13 protein-coding genes are annotated in these 19,092 nt (G+C 73.2%); 6 read left to right on the top strand and 7 right to left on the bottom strand.

What is annotated here, in order from left to right:
* Nucleotides 1–55 precede the first annotated feature (55 nt).
* The gene (locus ACZ407_RS13445) at nucleotides 56–3,724 is read left to right on the top strand and encodes a tetratricopeptide repeat protein (protein ID WP_468128188.1); all 3,669 of its coding nucleotides are present in this window, start codon (nucleotides 56–58) and stop codon (nucleotides 3,722–3,724) included.
* A gap of 38 nt (nucleotides 3,725–3,762) precedes the next feature.
* Here the strand turns inward: ACZ407_RS13445 and ACZ407_RS13440 are convergent, their stop codons facing one another.
* From ACZ407_RS13440 to ACZ407_RS13415, 6 genes are all read right to left on the bottom strand, one after another.
* Nucleotides 3,763–4,878: an LLM class flavin-dependent oxidoreductase gene (locus ACZ407_RS13440; protein WP_468128187.1), complete on the bottom strand. Its 1,116-nt coding sequence runs from the start codon at nucleotides 4,876–4,878 to the stop codon at nucleotides 3,763–3,765.
* Between the two features lie 13 nt (nucleotides 4,879–4,891).
* Nucleotides 4,892–5,938, bottom strand: coding sequence for an LLM class flavin-dependent oxidoreductase (locus ACZ407_RS13435; protein ID WP_468128186.1), 1,047 nt, complete (start codon nucleotides 5,936–5,938; stop codon nucleotides 4,892–4,894).
* Nucleotides 5,935–7,323, bottom strand: a complete 1,389-nt coding sequence (locus tag ACZ407_RS13430) for an NtaA/DmoA family FMN-dependent monooxygenase (RefSeq protein WP_468128185.1) — start codon at nucleotides 7,321–7,323, stop codon at nucleotides 5,935–5,937. The genes ACZ407_RS13435 and ACZ407_RS13430 overlap by 4 nt, the downstream gene beginning before the upstream one ends.
* A 69-nt stretch (nucleotides 7,324–7,392) precedes the next feature.
* Nucleotides 7,393–8,526, bottom strand: coding sequence for an LLM class flavin-dependent oxidoreductase (locus ACZ407_RS13425; RefSeq protein WP_468128184.1), 1,134 nt, complete (start codon nucleotides 8,524–8,526; stop codon nucleotides 7,393–7,395).
* A 193-nt stretch (nucleotides 8,527–8,719) separates the two neighbouring features.
* A complete protein-coding gene (locus ACZ407_RS13420; protein ID WP_468128183.1) occupies nucleotides 8,720–9,454 on the bottom strand; it encodes a GNAT family N-acetyltransferase in 735 nt (244 codons plus the stop codon).
* Between the two features lies 1 nt (nucleotide 9,455).
* Nucleotides 9,456–9,725 (bottom strand): rhodanese-like domain-containing protein, encoded by a 270-nt coding sequence (locus ACZ407_RS13415; RefSeq protein WP_468128182.1) that lies wholly within the window; start codon nucleotides 9,723–9,725, stop codon nucleotides 9,456–9,458.
* A gap of 597 nt (nucleotides 9,726–10,322) precedes the next feature.
* Between ACZ407_RS13415 and ACZ407_RS13410 the strand changes: the two genes are divergently transcribed.
* From ACZ407_RS13410 to ACZ407_RS13395, 4 genes are all read left to right on the top strand, one after another.
* The gene (locus ACZ407_RS13410; protein ID WP_468128181.1) at nucleotides 10,323–11,306 is read left to right on the top strand and encodes an ABC transporter permease; all 984 of its coding nucleotides are present in this window, start codon (nucleotides 10,323–10,325) and stop codon (nucleotides 11,304–11,306) included.
* Nucleotide 11,307: 1 nt separating this feature from the next.
* Nucleotides 11,308–12,240, top strand: a complete 933-nt coding sequence (locus tag ACZ407_RS13405) for an ABC transporter permease (protein ID WP_468128180.1) — start codon at nucleotides 11,308–11,310, stop codon at nucleotides 12,238–12,240.
* Entirely contained in the window at nucleotides 12,237–14,432 is a 2,196-nt protein-coding gene (locus ACZ407_RS13400) for a dipeptide ABC transporter ATP-binding protein (RefSeq protein ID WP_468128179.1), read from the top strand. Before ACZ407_RS13405 ends, ACZ407_RS13400 begins: the two co-directional genes overlap by 4 nt.
* 213 nt (nucleotides 14,433–14,645) lie before the next feature.
* Nucleotides 14,646–16,343, top strand: a complete 1,698-nt coding sequence (locus ACZ407_RS13395; protein ID WP_468128178.1) for an ABC transporter family substrate-binding protein — start codon at nucleotides 14,646–14,648, stop codon at nucleotides 16,341–16,343.
* Between the two features lie 105 nt (nucleotides 16,344–16,448).
* Here ACZ407_RS13395 and ACZ407_RS13390 read toward each other — a convergent pair whose 3' ends face one another.
* Complete coding sequence (locus ACZ407_RS13390) at nucleotides 16,449–18,110, bottom strand: M4 family metallopeptidase (RefSeq protein ID WP_468128177.1); 1,662 nt, start codon at nucleotides 18,108–18,110, stop codon at nucleotides 16,449–16,451.
* 394 nt (nucleotides 18,111–18,504) lie between these two features.
* Here ACZ407_RS13390 and ACZ407_RS13385 point away from each other — a divergent pair.
* The coding region (locus ACZ407_RS13385) for a hypothetical protein (protein WP_468128176.1) at nucleotides 18,505–19,092 on the top strand (588 nt) is incomplete at its 3' end.

Genomic DNA, 19,092 nt, shown 5'->3' with positions numbered 1-19,092 from the left:
GAGTCGGCGGGGACGGGGACGGGGACGGGCGCGGGGCGGATGTCGAGGTGATGCAGTGAGGCGGGAACGTCTGGTCGCGGTGGGGGGTCCGGGCGGGCCCGGGTCGGGGTATCTGGTCGGGCCGCGGCTGGTGCTGACCTCGGCGCATGTGATCGAGCGGGTCGGGGCGCCGGTGCAGGTGTTCCGACCGGGTGCCGACTCGGTGTCCGGCGCCGTGGTGGTGTGGTGCGGTACGCCCGGCGGGCGGGACGATGCCGCGCTGGTGCTCGTCGATGACGACGGGTGGCGCCCGCCGGCGGGGCCGGGGGTCCGGTGGGGGCGCCTGGTGACCGAGCACCCCGGGCAGTCCTGCCAGACGTGGGGGGTGCCGGACGCGGTCCAGCGGCGGGGGACCGCGGTGGAGGCCGCGCAGCTGGCCGGGACGGTCAATCCGGGCAGCGGCTACGTGGGCAACCGGCACGTGATGGACCTCGGCCAGCATCCGCCTGTATGGCCGGTGGACGGGTCCTCGCCGTGGGGCGGGCTGTCGGGGGCGGCGATGTTCTGCGGTCGGCTGCTGACCGGGGTGGTCGCCGCCGATGCGGGCCACGCGGGCCATGCCGCGCTGATGGTGGTTCCGTCGTACGTGCTGCACCACGATCCCGGGTTCCGGACCGTGCTGGCCGAGCACGGCGCGGGTGCCATGGCGTTGGAGGCGGTGGAGTTCCAGGAGCTGGCCGAGGCGGATCCGGTGGTGCCGAGCGCCGGTCTGGGGTCTGCGGCGGCGCTGCTGCAGGCGGATCGCCAGGTGGTGGGGTTCCACGGCCGCGAGGAACTGCTGGGGCGGCTGGTCGGCTGGTGCCGGCAGGAGGGCTTCGGCAGCTGGCTGCTGCACGGTCCGGCGGGGCAGGGCAAGACCCGGTTGGCCCACGAGCTGGCCGCCGGACTGGCTGCGGACGGGTGGGCGGTGCTGTGGCCGCGCGCCGGTGCCGCTCCCGCGGAGCTGCGTGCGGTGAGCAGGGCTGCCAAGCCGCTGCTGGTGGTGCTGGACTACGCCGAGACGCGCACGGAGCAGCTCGCCGCGCTTCTGGAAGCCGCCGCGGAGCACGGTGGGGGCACCGCCTTCAAGATCCTGCTGCTGGCGCGGACGGCCGGGGACTGGTGGCTGCGGGCGCAGGCGGTCAGCCGAGCCGCCGAGGAGCTGCTCGACGGGACTCCGGTGGTCGCGCTCCCGGCGTTGGAGAGCGATGCGGGGGCGCGCGGTGCGTCGTACCGGCGGGCGGCGGAGGCCTTCGCGGCGGCGCTGCCGGAGGTGCGCGGGTGGCAGGGGTACGACTGGCCGGCGCTGGCCGCCGCCCTCGCCCCTCCGGAGGTGGACCGGGCGGGGCTGGACAACGCGCTGACCCTGCACATGACCGTCCTGGCGGACTTGCTGGACGCCGCCGAGCCCCGCCCGGCCCCGGGCGGCCCGGGACACGGGACGGCGGCCGGGGCCGGTGTCGAAGACCGGCTGCTGCTGCACGAGCGCCGCTACTGGGAACGGAGCGCCGCCGCCCGGGGCCTCGGTGCGATGCTGGGCGCGGGCACGCTCGATGCCGCCCTGGCCGCCGCGCTGCTGGTCGGAGCCGAGACGTACGACGAGGCCGACGCGCTGCTGCACAAGGTGGCGGGTCTTGCCGACCAGCCGCGCCACCGCCGTGACGCCGTGCGCGCCTGGATCGCCGCGCTGTATCCGTCGCCCGGCCGTTCGGGCCCGTGGGGCGGTCTGCAGCCGGACCGGCTGGCGGAGCGTCTGGTCGGCCGTCGGCTGGAAGCCGATCCGCTGCTCGCCCACCAGCTGGTCCCCGGCGTCAGCGGGGCGCAGGCGACCCGGTTGCTGACCCTCTACAGCCGTGCTGCCGCGCACCCGGTCTTCCAAGGGCGGCTCGACGCGGAGCTGACGGCGCTGTGCGTCCGGCACCGCAGCGTCCTGGCACCGACCGCGATGGCCGCCGCCACGTACGTGGAGCACTCGGCGCCCCTGGTCGAGGGCCTGCGTGAGATCACGGGTGATCCCGGCACGCCGCTGGACACCTTGCGGCAGCTCAGCGACCGCGTTCCGCTCAGCCGGCGCCTGGCCCTGTGGGCCTGTGACCTGGCCCGGCACCTGGTCGAGCGGCTGCGCGCGCTGCCCGAGCACACGCCCGGCCGGACGCCGGACCTCGTACTCGCGCTGCAGGTCCTCTCCGGGCGGCTGGCCGGTCTGGACCGGCGCGTGGAGGCCCTGGCCCCGGCCGAGGAGGCCGTCGCGCTCGCGCGGTCCCTGGCCGGGGCGCGGCGGGACGCCGTCACTCCGGTGGGCGTACTGCCGGATCCGCGGCCGCGGGCGGGTGCGCCTGCGGATCCCGTGCTGCTGGTCGCGAGTCTCAACGGCCTCGCCGACCGGCTGGGGAGCCTGGGACGCCGGGCGGAGGCCGCGGCGGCCGTCACGGAAGCCGTCGCCGTCTCCCGCAGCCTGGCCGCCGCGGATCCGGCGGCCCACGTGCCCGACCTCGTCGAGAGCCTGAACAACCTCTCCGGGCGGCTGGCGGACCTCGGGCGCCGGGAGGAGGCGCTGGCCGTGTCCGAGGAAGCCGTACGCCTTCGCCGGGGCGCCGGGTCCGGGGCCGGTACCGGGGCCGGGGCGGGTGCCGGCTCCGGGGCGGAGGCGGGGACACGGGCGGATGCCGAGGCAGGGGAGGCCGGGACCGACGCCGATGTCCGCCAGCTCGCGCGGACCCTGGAAGTCCACTCCGAGCGGCTGTGGGACCTGGGCCGCAGGCAAGAGGCGATGAACGTCCTGGTGGACGCCGCGCTCGTCCACCAGCGGCTCGTGGACACCGACACCGGCAGCTACGCCTCCTACTCCCCCGGTCTCGTCGCGGCGCTGAACAACATGGCGGTCAAGGGGACGGAGATGGGCTGGCTTGCGGACGCCCTGTCGGTGGCCGAACGCGTGGTGCGCATCAGCCGCAGCGCGGCGAAGGCCCGCCCGGACGCCCATCTGCCCCTCCTCGCCGAAAGCCTGTCCCGGCTGGCGTGGCCGTTGGAGGATCTGGGACGTCACGAGGAGGCGCTGGCGGCTGCCGAAGAGTCGCTGCGCATCCAGCGCGGTCTGGCCGAACTCCACCCGGGCGCCCGCCTGCTGGAGCTCACGGCGAGCGTGAGCACCGCCGGAGCGCTCTACGCGGCCCTCGGCCGGCACGACGAGGCACTGGCGGCGGCCGAGGAGTGCGTCCTGATCTGCCGCCGCCTCGCCGACGCCTACCCCGAGGTCCACGTGCGCCATCTGGCGATCGAGCTGGTCACCCTCGGCACGCGGCTGGCGGCCGTGGGCCGGGAGGGACCGGCCCTGGCGGCCGTCGAGGAGGCCCTCGCCCTGCGCCGCACCCTGGCGTCCCCTGACCCGGGCACCCACCTGGCCGACCTCGCGAGCAGCCTGATCTCACTCTCCGTCAGGCTGGAGAAGAGCGGTCGGCAGCAGGACGTCATCACGGCGCTCGAAGAAGCCGTGACGGTCTACCGGGTACTGGCCGAGACCGACCCCGAGACCCACGTCCCCCGCCTCGCCGACACCCTGTACGGCCTGTCCCGCAGACTGGAGGCGGCCCGTCGCTGGGACGAGGCCCTGGCCGCCGTCACCGAAGCCTTCCGCCTGCGCCCCGAGCTGGCCGTGTACGACCTCGCGGCGCAGCGCCGGGGAGGCGCGCGGGGATCCTCGGGGTGACGGCGCCGGAACCGCCCGTGCGCCCGCGGGCGGCGTGTTCAGCGCCGCTGCCATTCCTCGGCCAGGAGGCGGTACGACTGCACGCGGTCGGTGTGGGCGTGAGTGATCGTGGTGATGAGGAGTTCGTCGGCGCCGGTGGCGTCGCGGAGGCGTTCCAGGTGGTCGGCAACCGTTGCCGGGGAGCCGACGAACTGCGTTTCCACGCGGTCGGCCACCAGGCTCGTGTCGGCGTCCGTCCAGGGCAGTGCCCGTGCCTCGGCGGGCGAGGGGAAGGGGATGGCACCCTCGCCGGTGCGGATGCTGCGCACCCAGGGGGCGTAGCCGGCGGCCAGTTCGCGGGCGGTGGCGTCGTCCTCGGCCACGACCACGTCCGCCGAGACCGTCACGTAGGGCCGGTCCAGCTCGGCGGACGGTTTGAACGCGGCCCGGTAGGCCTCGACCGCCTCCAGGACGGTCGCCGGGCTGACGTGGTAGTTCCCGGCGAACCGCAGGCCGTTGCGCCCGGCCGTCTCGGCGCTCTGCCCGGCGCTGCTGCCGAGGATCCACACCTGGACCTCGGCCCCTTCACCGGGCACGGGGTGGGCGGCCGCGCCCTCCGGGGACCGGTACTCGCCCCGCAGGAGGGCGAGGATGTCGTCCACCTGCTCGCCGTAGTCCTGGGAGACGGCTCCGGGCAGGTTCAGCAGCCGCTGCTGGAGCGCGACCCGCGGATGTCCCAGCAGGTGGGCGAAGGAGAAGCGGGCGGGGATGCGCAGCCCGTTCGGGGTGTACCCCTCGAAGGGCTCGGCTTCCGGGGCGGGCTGCTGCGGCGGGCGGCCTGCCGAGCGGCCGAGCCCCAGGTCGAGGCGGCCCGGGTGGAGCGCGTCGATGAGGCCGAACTCCTCGACCGTGGACAGGGCCGTGCGGTGGCCGAGCTGGACGGCGCCGGAGCCGATGCGGATCGTGGTCGTGGCGGATGCGGTCAGCGCCAGCAGTACCGCCGGGGAGGTTCCCGCCACTCCGGGGTTGAGGTGGTGCTCGGCGAACCAGTAGCGGGCGTAGCCGAAGCGTTCGGTCTGGCGTGCCAGGTCGATGCTGTGGTGCAGGGCGTCGGCGGCGGTGGCACCGGAGGGCACGGGTACGAGATCGAGGACCCCGAGCGGAATGCCGGACATGGTCGGGTCTCCTTCACAGGTCGGGGAACGGGGGGTCGGCGATCTCCCGGCGCAGCACCGGTGCGATCTCCGACTGGAACAGCTCCAGCGAGCGGCGGTGGGCCGCCGCCTCCAGACCGCCCGGCTCGGCCTGGAGGTGCAGGACGGTGTGGCCGAGTTGCTCGTGCTGGCCGTGCACCTTCTCGACGATCTGCTGCGGGCTGCCGATCAGCGCCGAGCTGCGCTCCACGAAGTCGTCCAGGTCGGGGAAGACCGGCTGCGCCCCCGCCTGCTCGTGGGCGGCGAGGTACTGGGCGAACGCCGGCCGGTACGCCGCGACCGCCTGCTGCGAGGTCCGGGCCGCGTGGAAGCCGGCCGTGCCGGCGCCCACCACCGCGCGTGCGGGGTCGTGCCCGTGGTGGGCCCAGCGCTGCCGGTAGTGCCGGACCAGCTCGGCGTACGGGCCGATGGGATGGGTGACGTTCGCCGAGAACAGGGGGTCCCCGTGGCGGGCGGCGAGCTCCACCGACTCCCGGCTGGTCGCGCTGCCGTGCCACACCCGCGGCGGCGGGCCGCCCGGCCGGGGCAGCACCTCGGCCTCCTCCAGGGCGGGCCGGAAGCGGGGCGCGGCCGTCACGCGGTCCTCCCGCCACAGCCGCCGGAACAGCTCGTAGCCTTCCGCGTTGCGCTCCCACTGGTCCTCGGGCGTGACGTGGAACAGCTCCCGCTGCGCCGTGCCGTTCCCCTTGCCGATCATCAGCTCCAGGCGGCCGCCGGACAGGTGGTCCAGCGTCGCGTAGTCCTCGTACGCGCGGACGGGGTCGAGCAGGCTCAGGGTGGTGACGGCGGTGTACAGCCGGATCCGGCGGGTGAGGGCGGCGATGTGGGAGAGGAGCACGGGCGGGGAGGAGGACAGGAACGGCCGCTCGTGGCGCTCCCCCACGGCGAAGCCGTCGAAGCCGAGTTCCTCCGCGAGCAGCGCGCTGTCCACGGCCTCGCGGAACCGCTCCCGGACGGGGGTCAGGGCGCCCGTGACCGGGTCCGGGGCGTGCGTGATCAGGGTGAGGGCCAGGAACTTCACGAGGCGGCGGCCTGCCGTTCGCCGGCCGGGCGTACGGCCTGCGGCACGGCGAGTCCGAGGTGGTCGCGCAGGGTGCTGCCGGTGTACTCGGTGCGGAAGACTCCGCGCTCCTGCAGGAGCGGGACCACGGTGTCGGCGAAGGGGTCCAGGCCTCCGGGGGTGAGGTGCGGTACGAGGATGAAGCCGTCGGCGGCGTCCGCCTGCACCAGGGTGTCGATGGCGTCGGCGACGGTGGCCGGGGAGCCGATGAAGGTCTGCCTGGCGGTGGTGGCGATGACGAGCTCGCGGATGGACAGGTTCTTGGCCTCGGCGAGCGCCCGCCACTCCCGGGCGGTGGCTTGCGGGTCCGTGAACTGCCGTACGCTCGCCCGGCCGAGGGCGACGGTGTTCTCGCCGGGCACGGGGTCGATCGCGGGCAGCGGGCCGTCCGGGTCGTAGCCGGAGAGGTCCCGGTTCCACACGTGCTCCAGGTACTTGATCGCGGTCTGTCCGCTGACCTGGAGCCGGCGCACCTCGTGGGCGAGTTCCCGGGCCTCCGCGTCGGTGTCCCCCAGGACGAAGGTGGCGGCCGGCAGGATCTTGAGCTCCTCGGGGCGCCGTCCGTACCGGGCCAGCCGGCCCTTGACGTCGGCGTAGAAGGCGCGGCCCTCCTCCAGGGTCCCGTGCCGGCCGAAGATGGCGTCGGCGCGGGCGGCCGCGAACTCCCGGCCCTCGTCCGAGTCCCCCGCCTGGAAGATCACCGGCCGCCCCTGCGGGCTGCGCGGGACGTTGAAGCGGCCCTCGATGTCGAAGTGCCGCCCGTGGTGGGCGAACGCGCCCGCACGGGCGTTGCGCAGGAACACGCCGGTGGCCGGGTCGGCGGCGATCTCGGTGCCGTCCCAGGAGTCGAACAGCTCGGTGGCGGTCTCCAGGAACTCCCGGGCGCGGGTGTAGCGGTCTTCGCGGGGGAGGAAGCCCCCGCGGCGGAAGTTCTCGCCGGTGAAGGCGTCCCAGGAGGTCACCACGTTCCAGGCGGACCGGCCGCCCGTGAGGTGGTCGAGGCTGGCGAACTGGCGGGCCACCTCGTAGGGCTCGTTGAAGGTGGAGTTGATCGTGCCGGTCAGTCCGAGGTGTTCGGTGACGGCGGCCAGGGCGGCGAGCACGGTGAAGGTGTCGGGCCGGCCGACCACGTCCAGGTCGTATATCTTCCCGCCCTGTTCGCGCAGGCGCAGTCCTTCGGCGAGGAAGAGGAAGTCGAACCTGGCGCGTTCGGCGGTCTGCGCGAAGTGGACGAAGGAGTCGAAGTCGATGTGGCTGCCGGCCGCCGGGTCGCTCCACACGGTGGTGTTGTTGACGCCGGGGAAGTGGGCCGCGAGGTGGATCTGCTTGAGCGGCTTGGTGCTCATGGTGTCCTTCCGGAGCCGGGGTCGTCGGGGCGTTCGGCCGTCGGCGGGGGTGGGGTGGGGGCAGGGCGGTCAGGCCGCGGGTCCGGCGGCGTACCGGTTGGCCGGGCGTTCCAGCCCCAGCAGTCCGCGCAGGGTGTCCGCCTCGTAGGCGCGGCGGAACGCGCCGCGCCGCTGGAGTTCGGGGACCAGGGACCGGGTGATCGCGGGCAGGTCGTGGGCGATGGCGGCGGGCCTCAGCCGGAAGCCGGTCAGGCCCGCCCGCTGCCACTCCTGCAGCAGGTCGGCGAGGCGGCCGGGGGTGCCGGTGAAGACCGCGGCGCCGGTGCCGTACGGGGCACCCGCCAGCGCGTCGAGCCGGTCGCGGCGGGCCTGCGCGGCCCGTCGGTCCTCGTCGAGGAAGACGGTGAGGTCGGCGAAGACGTGCCGCGGGCCGGGCGGGGGCGGCAGGACGGCGGCCACGGCCCGGGCCTCGTCCAGGTCGCGCGGCGTGACGTACACGAGGTCGACCAGCCCGGGCCGGGGTGCGGTGGTGCCGGCCGGGGCGGTGACCAGGGGCTGCCCCTGCGGCGGGCGGGGGGTGATCGAGGGTCCGCGCACGCTGAAGTACGGCCCCCTGAAGTCGATGTGGTGGAGCTTGTCGCGGTCGACGAACCGGCCGGTGGCGGCGTCCCTGATCTCGGCGTCGTCCTCCCAGCTGTCCCACAGCCGCCGGACGACCTCGATGTGGTCGGCTGCCTCGGCGGCCAGCTCGCCCACCGGGACGGGGAACTCGCGGCGGCCGAAGTGCCGTGCCTCGTGCGCGAGTCCGGAGGTCTGGACGTGCACGCCTGCCCGGCCGCGGCTGACGTGGTCGAGGGTGGCGAGCGCCTTGGAGATGTGGAAGGGCTCGGTGTGGGTGGCGGTCACGGCCGGGACCAGCCCGATGCGCCGGGTCAGCGGGGCGATCCGGGCCGCGGTGAGCACCGCGTCCAGGCGGCCGCGCACCTGGTCCGTCCGGGTGTCGGGGTGTGCGGCCGAGGCCGACTGGAGGGTCAGTCCGTCCTCGAAGGTGACGAAGTCGAGCAGTCCGGCTTCGGCTTCGGCGACGGTATCGGCCCAGTAGCGGGCGGTGAAGAGCTCCGCGGGCCGGGCTCCCGGCTCGCGCCAGGCCGCCGGGTGGGCGCCGGCGCCGTCGAGCGCGACGGCGAGGTGCAGTTCGGGCACGACGGATGACGCCTTTCTGATCGGTGGTGGGGAACGGGCGAGTGCAACGGCAGGCCGGGAAAGGCGGGCGGGCAACAGCGGATGTGCAAGGGCAGGCGCGGGAATGGCAGCCGCGCAGGTGCGGAGGAACGACGGCCGTTGGAGGTGTAATTGACGCTACGCCGGGCGGCAGACCGGGACAACATCCGCAGTATTAAGGGAGTTTGGCGGGATTGTTTCCCGGGGTCCGGACCGCGAGGAACGACGGCCGGTGGCGCAGGCGGAACCCGATCGACTCGTACAGCCGGATCGCCGTGGTGTTGTCCGCCGTGGTGTGCAGGAAGGGCACTTCGCCGCGCTCGCGGATGCCCGCGGCCACGGCACGTACCAGGCGGGTCGCCAGTCCCCGGCCGCGGTGGTCGGGGTGGGTGCACACCGCGCTGATCTCGGTCCAGCCGGGCGGCCGCAGCCGCTCCCCTGCCATGGCCACCAGGCGCCCCCGCTCGCGGATCCCGAGGTACGTGCCCAGTTCCACGGTGCGGGGCAGGAACGGGCCGGGTCGGGTGAGGGAGATGAGGTCGAGGATCTCCGGGACGTCTGCCGGACCGAGCCGGACGGCCTCCGGCTCCGGTGCGGCCCGCAGCGCGGTGCCGACCAGCTGCACGCCGTCGATGGCGTCCACGGTCTCCCAGCCGTCCGGCGGGCTCAGCAGGCCGGTGAGACCGACGACCTGTGCGTCGCCGGCCAGGGCGTGCAGGGCCTGCCAGGACCCCGGGTCTTCGGGGTCGGCGAGCGCGGCGAACAGGGACACGTCGGCGCGGTAGCGGGCCGCGCCGGCGGCGCCGCGCGGCGGCAGCTCCGCGAAGGAGGCGTGCGGCCCGGACAGCGAGGCCCAGGCGGGGTTGTCGAGGACGTGGGCCGGCCGCTGCGCCGGGGCGGACGCGGACACCTCAAGGCCTCGTGAGGGGCAGGCCGGGCGGGTTGACCTCGGAGACCTTCGCGGCCGGCCGGATGTACGTCCAGCCGGCCGAGCGGAGCACCGGGCCGGCGGCGGCCTCCTGCAGGTGCGGCAGGCTCTGCGCGAGCCGGTCGAGGGGCACGTTCAGGGCGTCCGGCAGGTGGCCGGTCGCGAACTCGCCGGGAGTACGGACGTCTACGACGGTCAGCTCAGCGAGGCGGGAGTGCGCCTCGGTGACGCCGATGGCACGGGAAGCGGTCATGGCGGTACGCGTCCTTGCGGGGAGCGGCGGAGAGAGCGGAGGAAGAGGGGGGCAAGGGCAAGGGAGAGGAGGACAGGAGGGGGTGGAGGGGGTGGAGGGGCGGCCCGGGGAGTGGCGCGGGCTTCGGCGTACCGGCCGGATCGCGGCACGGCGCACGAGGTGGGGAGGTGCTGCCTCGGATCCTAGGGACTGCGTGCACCCTCGTCCCGGACCGCGCGCGACTGCCACGAGCCCGCCATGTTGCGGCAACAACCCGCCAGCGCACCGCTCGGACACGGTCGGCGGCAGCCCGCCGCAGGATTGTGACGTGCACCTTGCAATCGCATGACAGCGACCTGCGCATGCTTCCCACTGCACGGGACACCACCTCAGACTGACTCGTCGCCAGGTCTCGTTCTCCTCCGATTCAGAGGCATCGAGACCGGATCGGCATCAGAACACACGGCGTCGCCCGCAACCGGCCGCGCATGTCCACCCCCCTCAGAAAGCCACATCCCGCATGTCCCGAACCGGCACACCCCCGCCGGCCCTCCGTACGGCCCCCGCCCCCGCTCCTCGCATCGCCCCCGGCTCCCCGGCGCGCGGGAAGGCGGGGTCGTGCTCCGTCACGTGATGCGCAAGACGGCCGGCTGGCTGGCCATGATCGTGGTCGCCACCAACGTCACGTACGTACTCGCCGCCTGGTTCCTCGACCCGAGGTCCAACTACAAGAGCACGCGGCCGGTGCGCTCCGAGGCGGAGATCGACCAGGCCCTGGCGCCGTACAACCTGGACCCGAGCGTGCCGCTCGTGCAGAGGTGGTGGCACTGGCTCGGCGACGTGGTACTGCACTTCGACTGGGGGAAGTCCCCGGTGGGCGCCCCGGTGAACGGCGAGATCGGTTTCCGGGTGCTGGTCAGCGGCCAGCTCGTCACCGCCGCCACGCTCCTGTCGGTGCTCCTCGGGGTGGGCCTGAGCGTGTCCACGGCCTCCCGGCAGTACGGCTGGTGGGACCGGCTCACCCAGCTGGTGTCGGTGTTCCTGTTCAACATCCCCACCGCCGTGGCCGCGCTGGCCGTGGTCCTCCTCGGGATCTGGCTCAACCAGAGCCTGGGTCTGCGGTTCCTGTACGTGGCAGGGGAGAAGTCCCCGACCGTCGAGGGCCTGCTGCCCACGGTGGCCGACCGGGTCCAGCACCTGATCCTGCCCACGCTCAGCCTGACGCTGCTGGGGTACGTGGGCTACCACCTGACCCAGCGCACGCTGCTGCTCGATGCCATCGGCTCCGACTACGTACGCACCGCACGGGCCACCGGACTGACCCGCGCCCAGGCCATCCGCCGGCACGCGCTGCGCGCTTCGCTGATCCCGACGGCCACTTCCGTGGCGTTCGGCATCCCCGCCATCTTCACCGGCGCGGTCATCACCGAGACCGTCTTCGGCTGGAACGGCATGGGCCAGTACTTCATCCAGACCATCGGCAAGAACGACGTGCACGGCACCGTCGCCGTGGCCGCGTTCGGAGCGGCCATGACCGCGATCGGCGCGATCCTCGCCGACATCGCCGTCGTCCTCCTCGACCCCCGGGTACGGGTGAGGTGACATGACGGACACCGTGATCCCCCGGCCCGCGCCGCCCGCATCGGGGAGCGATGAGCAGGCACCGGCATCCCGGCCGGGGAGCGGCCGGCTCTACCTGCGGCGCTTCGCCCGCAACCGCGGGGCCCTGCTCGGCGTGGCGCTCTTCGTGCTCCTGGTGCTCTTCAGCGCCTTCGGCGGCATGTTCTCGCCGTTCTCGTACACCGACGCGGACTTCACCGCGCTCACCCGGCCGCCGGGCGCGCCGCACTACTTCGGTACCAACCAGGGCGGCAACGACGTGTACGCCGAGGCCGTGCACGGCCTGCAGCGCTCGCTGACGATCGCCGTCAGCGTCTCGGTGCTGACGGTCGTGCTGGCCGCCGTGATCGGCGCGGGCGCCGCGTACCTCGGCGGGAGGGTGGAGAAGCTGACCCTGGCGGTGATCCACTTCCTGCTGGTGGTCCCGTCGTTCCTGATCCTGGCCCTGGTCTCGCACCGTCTCGCCGGTGACTGGCGGGTCCTGATCCTGGTGCTCTCCGTCTTCGGCTGGATGACGACGGCCCGCGTGGTCTGGTCGCTGTCCACGTCGCTGCGCGAGCGCGACTTCGTACTGGCGGCCGAGTTCATGGGGGTGCGGCCGTGGCGGATCGTGCTGCGGCACATCATCCCCAACCTGGGCTCCCTGCTGGTGGTCAACCTGACCCTGGGAGTGGTCGCCACCGTGCTCAGTGAGACGGCCCTGTCGTTCCTCGGCTTCGGGGTGCAGACCCCGGACGTGTCGCTGGGCACCATGCTCGCCGACGGCTCCGGCACCGTGACCAGCGCCCCGTGGCTGTTCGCGTTCCCGGCCGGCCTCCTGGTGCTGCTCACCGTGTCGATGACGCTGGTCGGCGACGGACTGCGCGACGCCCTCGACCCCACCTCCGTATCGGCGGCCTCGGGAGGCGCACGATGACCTTCACCCTCTCCCCCGCCCCGGAATCGCCTGCGCGCGGCGGCGGGCCGGCCCCCGTCCTGTCGGTGCGCGACCTGCACATCTCCTTCCCGTCCGAGGCGGGACCGGTCGCGGCGGTACGGGGCGTCGGGTTCGACCTGCTGCCGGGCCGGACGCTGGGCATCGTCGGCGAGTCCGGTTCGGGCAAGTCCGCGACCGCGATGGGCATCATGGGGCTGCTGCCGCCGACCGCCCGGGTGTCGGGCGAGGTGCTGCTCGGCGGCCGCAACCTGGTGGGTCTGGACGACGCCCGGATGTCCCGGGTGCGCGGCAAGGACATCGGCATGGTCTTCCAGGACCCGCTGTCCGCGCTGACGCCGATCCATTCGGTGGGCCGGCTCCTGTCCGACGCGCTGCGCGTGCACCAGGACCTGACGAAGCAGGCTGCGTGGAAGCGCGCGGTGGAACTGCTCGACCTGGTCGGGATCCCCGAACCGCAGCGCAGGGCGCGGTCCTTCCCGCACGAGTTCTCGGGCGGGATGCGCCAGCGCGTGGTCATCGCCCTGGCCATGGCGAACGCGCCGTCGGTCATCGTGGCGGACGAGCCCACCACCGCCCTCGACGTGACCGTGCAGGCCCAGATCCTCGACGTGCTGCGGACCGCGCAGGCCGAGACCGGCGCGGGGGTCGTGCTGATCACGCACGACCTCGGCGTGGTCGCCGGGTACGCCGACGAGGTGGCGGTGATGTACGCCGGCCGGATCGTGGAACGGGCGGGCCCCGAGGAGCTGTTCCGGCGGCCCGTGATGCCCTACACGATCGGGCTGCTGGGCGCGGTGCCCCGCCCCGATGCGCCCAGGGACCGCCCCCTGGTGCCGATCGGGGGCGAGCCCCCGTCCCTGGTGGCCCTTCCGGCCGGGTGCCCCTTCGCGGACCGGTGCCCGGCCGCGCTCGACCGCTGCCGTACGGCGGAACCGGAGGCGGTGCACATCGCCGGGCACGGGCAGGTCGCCTGCCTGCGGGCCGAGGAGATCGCCGACGGGCGGCTGGAGGCGGAGGCGCTCTTCCCGGCCCCGCCGGAGGACGCCGTCACGGAGTACGGCGTCACGGAGAACGGCGTCACCCAGGACGGCGTCACCCAGGACGGCGTCACCCAGGACGGCGGCGCGAACGACGGCGGGCAGGGCGACGGCGGGCAGGGCGCGGGCACCCTGGGAGAGGTGGTGCTGAGGGTCTCCGGCCTGGCCAAGACCTTCCCCGTCACCAAGGGCGCCTTCCTCAAGCGCCGCGTCGGCACGCTCCACGCGGTCGGCGATGTCGGGTTCGAACTGCGGGCCGGGGAGACGCTGGGCCTGGTGGGCGAGTCCGGCAGCGGCAAGACCACCACCCTCCTGGAGATCCTGCGGCTGAGGCCGCCGGAGCGCGGCCGGATCGAGGTCGCGGGCACGGACGTCGCCGGACCCCGGTCGGCGGAGCGGCTGCGCGAGCTCCGCGGGGCGCTCCAGATCGTCATGCAGGACCCGATGGGGTCGCTCGATCCGCGGCTGCCGGTCTTCCGGCTGCTCGCCGAACCGCTGCACGCGGTGGGCGCCGACCGGCAGGAGGTCCGGGAGCGGGTGACCGAGCTGCTGGGCCTGGTCGGCCTCGACCCCTCGCTGGCGGATCGTTTCCCCGGAGCCCTCTCCGGCGGGCAGCGCCAGCGCGTCGGCATCGCCCGGGCGCTGGCGACCCGGCCGCGGATCGTGGTGCTCGACGAGCCGGTCTCCGCGCTGGACGTGTCCGTGCAGGCGAGCGTGGTCAACCTGCTCGCCCGGCTGAAGCGCGAGCTCGGCCTGGCGTACCTGGTCGTCGCGCACGACCTGGCCGTGATGCGGCACTTCGCCGATCGCATCGCGGTCATGTACCTGGGGCACGTCGTCGAGATCGGCACGACCGAAGCGCTGTTCCAGGATCCCCGGCACCCCTACACCGAGGCCCTGCTCTCGGCGATCCCGGTGCCCGACCCGCGGCGCGAGCGCACCCGCGAGCGGATCGTGCTCGACGGGGAGCAGCCCAGCGCGACGGACCTGCCGCCGGGCTGCGTCTTCGTCGACCGCTGCCCGCTGTACCGGCTGCTCGACGCCGGGGTGCAGGAGCGCTGCCGTACGCAGCGGCCTGCGCTCGGCCCGGCGGCTGCGGGCTCCGGCCACCACCACGCCTGCCACGCCCGCTGACGGCAGCCGCGTCCCGCCCGCCGCCCAGGGCCGCGCCACGCCCTCCGCCTCGGGCCCTCTCACCCTGCCCGCCCGGACCGCGCCACGCGCACCGGCTCGGGCCGCACCACGCCAGCCCGGCTCGCATCCCGCGCTCCGGGCCGGGCCCCATCACTCCGGCACCGCACCCCGAGGTGCCGCAGCCCCCATGAAGGAATGAGGATCCACTCCGCCATGCGATCGAGAATCGCCCTCCCCGCAGCCGCCCTCGGCGCGGCCCTCGCGCTCGCCGTCTCCGGCTGCACCGCCTCCGATTCCGGCACCGCGGGTGCCGGCCAGGGGGCGGGCAAGGGCGGCAAACCCGCCGCCGCCCCTGCGAAGGTCGACTACAACCCCCAGCCGTACGAGAACGTGAAGGAAGGCGGCACCTACACCACCGCCGGCACGATCGACGACCAGGGCAACCCGTTCAACGCCAACGCCACGCTCACCGCCAAGCGCGTCTGGTTCTGGTACAACCCGGACGTCATCACGTACTCCCCCACCGGCGAGGTGCAGTACAACCCGGACTACCTCAGTGATGTGAAGGTCAGCGTCACCGGCGGGAACCAGCGGGTGGTCCTCACCCTCAACCCCAAGGCCGTCTACAACGACGGCACCCCGATCGACTGGCGTGCCGTCAAGGCGACCTGGCAGGCCAACAACGGCACGGACAAGAAGTACAACGCGGCCGAGACCGAGGGCTACAGCCACATCGCCTCGGTCACCCGCGGCGCGGACGACAAGCAGGCGGTCATCGACTTCAAGGGCGTCGCCCCCTGGTGGTCGAGCCTGTTCACCACCTTCCTGCACCCCGAGGCCGCCACCGTCGCCGGCTACAACGACGCCTACGTCAAGAAGGTGCACCCCGAGTGGGGCGCCGGGCCGTACACCGTGGGGAAGTTCGACGCCAAGGCCGGGGACCTCACCTTCGTGCGCAACCCCAAGTGGTGGGGCAGGAAGGGCCGGCTGGACAAGCGCGTCTACGTCAACCTGGAGTCGGACGCGGCGGTCAACGCCTTCAAGAACGGCCAGATCGACTACACCTCGACCGGTGACGCCGAAGGCCTGAAGCGGCTCTCCGGAGTCCCGGGCACCGGAATCCGCCGGGGCGGCAGCCCGTTCGCGTACTCCTTCTACGTCAACGCCAAGTCGCCCAACCTGCGGGAACTGCAGGTGCGCAAGGCGCTGCTGGAGAGCATCGACCGGGAGCAGATCGCGAAGATCCAGTTCCAGGGGCTGGGCGACTACAGCGAGCCGCTGCCCGGCTCCCTGCTGCTGTTCAGCTTCCAGAAGGGCTACTCCGACAACGTCGGTGCCGTGATCAAGCACGACCCGGAGAGCGCCCGCAAGACCCTGGACGCCGCGGGCTGGAAGCCCGGCGACGACGGCGTGCGCGAGAAGGGCGGCAAGAAGCTGGTCGTCACCTACACCCTGCGCGGCGACGACCCGCTGGAGAAGGCGACCGCCGGCGCCCTCGTCCAGATGCTCAAGCCGGTCGGCATCCGGGTCGAGCTGAAGAACTCCACGGACGCGGACTTCGCCAAGATCCTCACCGAGCGCAGCTTCGACATCTTCCTCGTCGGCAACCGCTCCTCGGACCCGTTCGGCGCCCGCTACCTGTGCGAGTTCTACTGCACCGACAGCGGCTCCAACATCGTGGGCATCGGCACCCCCGAGCTCGACAAGGAGATCCGTGCGGTCTCCGCGACGGCCGACCCCGTCCGCCAGGCCGCCCAGGCCAACGCGGTCGAGCTCAAGGCGCTCGCGCAGTACGGCTACCTGCCGCTGTTCAGCGGCCCGTCGATCTACGGCGTCAAGAACGGCCTGGCCAACGTCGGCGCCACGATCTTCGGCACCCCGCTGCCGGAGACGGTGGGCTGGCAGAAGTAGGGCTGGGGCGACACCGGCCCGATGCACAAGGGGGCGGTGACCGGACTTCCGGTCACCGCCCCCTTGTGCGCGCCCTCCGTGCGGGGTCCCGTCACCCCGCGGGGGTCAGGCCTTGACGTTCACCGCCGCCCAGGCGGCGTCCACCGCCCTGACCTCGGCGCTGCCCGCGCCGTACAGGTCGGCGGCCGCCTTCAGGGTGCCCTCACGGGCGCCGTGGTAGTCGGTGGTGGAGGTGAAGTACGCGGTCAGGGCCTTGTACCAGATCTGCACCGCCTTGTCCCGGCCGATGCCGGCGACCGTGGAGCCGTCCACCGTCGGGCTGTCGTAGTGCACGCCGTTGATGTCCTTCGCGCCGCTGCCCTCGGACAGCAGGTAGAAGAAGTGGTTGGCGACGCCGGAGGAGTAGTGCACGTTGAGGTTGCCGACGCCGGCGCTCCAGTAGTCGGCGGAGCCGCGGCCGTCCTTGCTCGGCTTGTCCTGGTAGCGCAGCGGCTTGCCGTTGCCGAAGATGTCGATCTTCTCGCCGAGCAGGTAGTCGCCGGGGTCCTGGGCGTTGCCGGCGTTCCACTCCACCGCGGTGCCGAGGATGTCCGAGGTGGCTTCGTTGAGGCCGCCGGACTCGCCGGAGTACTGGAGGTTCGCGGTGGCGGAGGTGACTCCGTGGCTGAACTCGTGGCCCGCCACGTCGAGCTGGGTCAGCGGGTGCTGGTTGCTCGCGCCGTCCCCGTAGGTGATGGTGAAGGCCTGGTCGTCCCAGAACGCGTTCTGGTAGGCGTTGCCGTAGTGGACGCGGGAGACCGGGGCCCGGCCGTCGTTCTTGATGCCGTTGCGGTGGAGCACGTTCTTGTAGAAGTCCCAGGTCCGGGCGGCGCCGTACGCGGCGTCCACGGCGGCGGTCTGGTTGTGGGCGGGGGTGCCGTTGCCCCAGGCGTTGTCCGCGTCGGTGAACGCGACGCCCTTGCCGCCGGTGCGGTGCTGGAGGTCGATCGTGCTGGATCCGCCGCGCTCGGCGTCGACGAGGGTGTAACCCTTCGACGACTTGGTGGTGTTGAGGCTGACGGTGCCGCTGTACTGGCTGGCGCCGGTGCCGACGGCCGCGGCCCCGACACTGCCGGGCTCGGCCGCGGCGCCCTCGGCGGTGATGCCGTCGGCTATGCCGTCGATCAGCTGGTTCTCGTACAGCTTCCGCCCGGTGTTGGCGTCGGTGACCACGCGCAGCCGGCTCGGGGTGACCCCGTCGTGCTGCGTGCCGTGGACGACGGTCTCGTAGGCGAGGACGGGCTTGCCGTCGGCGGCCCAGATGACCTTGCGCGGGGCCGCGCCGGTGGCGGCGCCCTTGGTCTTCGCGGCCTTGGCGGCCCCGACCGCCGCGGATCCGGCGGCGGCCGGGCTCAGCTTGGGCGTGAGCGAGGCGACCTTGATGGTGGCCTTGACGGCCTTGGTGACCTCTTCGACGGTGCCGTCGGCGGCCCGGTGGACGATGAGGTCGCCGCCGAGGACCGGCAGGCCCGCGTAGGTGCGCTCGTACCGGGTGTGGACCGTGCCGTCGGCGTCCTTGACGACGTCCTTGACGACCAGCTTCTCCTGGGCGCCGAGCCCGAGGGAACGGGCGGTGGCGGCAAGGGAATTGGCCTCGCGGCTCTCCGGGGCTGCGCCCGCCGTGGCGGTGGCGGCACCGGCGGCGAGCAGGGAACCGGTGAGGACCGCGGCGCCGGTCGTGAGCGCGATGCGGCGCGCCCGGCCACCCGTGGGGGAAAGGGAGGACATGGGGAATCTCCAAAGTGTCATGAGCAGTCGGGCGGGATCGCCGCCCGACTCGCACAAGGTGAACTGCCTTGATGGGCAGGGACACTCCCAGTCCGCCGCGCACATGTCACGTGGCACAAAAGGGGGTTCGGGTGGTGGCGCCGGATTTGCGGCCCGTCTCTTCACGCGAAGGACAAGACGCCGACACGTAGGGACACGGGGGCCACAGGAATCCGCAACATGCGTGACCGAAGTTCAGGGTTGCCGGTTCGGTGGGCGCTCTTGGCGGCACTGGTGTCGCCGGGGCAACTCTGACACCATCTCAGCCGAGATGATCAACTTGGGGTTGGTCCGTCTCACCTGCATTGACGTGGTCGTGCAGGCGTTGAGCACCGAGAAGAATCCGAGGACGACCTTGAAGACCTTACGGGCCCGCATACCGCACCTGGTGACGGCCGTGTTGCTGCTGCTGGGGGCGATGACCGCCGCGACCGCGCAGGCGCAGGCCGCTCCCCAGCGGGCCGCGGGGGGCAGCGCGAACGTGTGCTCCGACGCCGCCGTTCCGGCCGGCTGGGTGATCACCAGCTCGTACCGGGGCAGCGGCTGCACCACCGGTGTCTGGTACACCATCGCCGACACGAGCGGGTTCAACTCCGCCTCCGTGTGCTCCCAGTCCCCGATCCCCACCGGGTGGGTCATCACGAGCTCGTACAGCACCAGCAGCTGCGCCGGCACCGGGGTCGGCTACTCCATCGGCAACACCGCCGGCCAGAGCTCCGCGGTCGTGTGCTCCCAGTCCCCCATCCCCACCGGGTGGGTGATCACCAGCTCGTACAGCACCAGCAGCTGCATCGGCACCGGCGTCGCCTACAACATCGGCAACACCGCCGGCCAGAACTTCGCCGCCGTGTGCTCCCAGTCCCCCATCCCCACCGGGTGGGTGATCACCAGCTCGTACAGCACCAGCAGCTGCATCGGCACCGGCGTCGCCTACAACATCGGC

The sequence above is a fragment of the Streptomyces sp. NPDC030809 genome, assembly GCF_055572195.1.
This window is presented reverse-complemented; position numbering and strand designations above follow the sequence as displayed.